Origin of the sequence: Bacillus sp. JJ783 (assembly GCF_036963225.1) — a bacterium.
GTDB classification, from domain to species: domain Bacteria; phylum Bacillota; class Bacilli; order Bacillales; family Bacillaceae_G; genus Bacillus_A; species Bacillus_A cereus_U.
The window spans coordinates 62,668-63,464 of sequence record NZ_JBALMG010000006.1 but is presented as its reverse complement, the minus strand read 5'-3'; the positions used below and the strand labels follow the sequence as shown (position 1 = coordinate 63,464).

Here is a 797-nt window from a genome sequence, read left to right as displayed (position 1 = left end):
AGTTTTCAAAGAACTACTTCGCCGCTCAATTGCGACTTCCTTATGTTAACATCTTCGTTTTTCGATGTCAACTAAGTTTTTTAAATTTCTTTTTTGTCGTTTTCTGCGTTTCCGCATCAGCGACGTTTATTAATATATCACGCAGTATATATAGGGTCAATACTTTTTCTAAAAAAATTTCACATCCCGTTAAAAAGCTAAATTAACTATAGAAAAAATTACTACTCCTCTTTTATAGACATGCTTCTTCCACCTAATCTCTTTCTGTATTGCATCTTAAAAGAAAGCACTACTGTTCTTTAATAAGTGATAAATTTAATCATCGCCTTCACTTTCATAAAATATTCTAAATTGTGTGTTATATTATTCCTATAGGAGTGTGGTGGGAATGGGTATTAAATATTCGAACAAAATTAATAAAATCCGAACCTTTGCATTAAGTTTAGTATTTATCGGCCTCTTCATTGCATACTTAGGAGTCTTTTTCCGTGACAACATTATTATTATGACAACATTTATGATGGTTGGCTTTTTAGCTGTTATCGCTAGTACTGTCGTTTACTTTTGGATTGGTATGTTATCTACTAAGACTGTACAAATTATTTGTCCAAGCTGCGATAAGCCAACAAAAATGCTTGGTCGTGTCGACGCATGTATGCATTGCAACCAACCTTTAACACTCGATCCGAGTTTAGAAGGAAAAGAATTTAATGAGAATTACAATAAAAAAAGCTATAAAGGATAACACGTACTTTCACTTTAGTATTTTTTCATCCCCATATAATAAAGAAAGAGGG

Annotated in this window: 1 protein-coding gene; it reads left to right on the top strand. The window is 32.2% G+C overall.

All coding sequences use genetic code 11. From position 1 onward, the window contains the following. The first annotated feature begins 388 nt into the window (after positions 1-388). Positions 389-745, top strand: coding sequence for a YgzB family protein (locus V7038_RS01545; RefSeq protein ID WP_335468855.1), 357 nt, complete (start codon positions 389-391; stop codon positions 743-745). Positions 746-797: the final 52 nt, after the last annotated feature.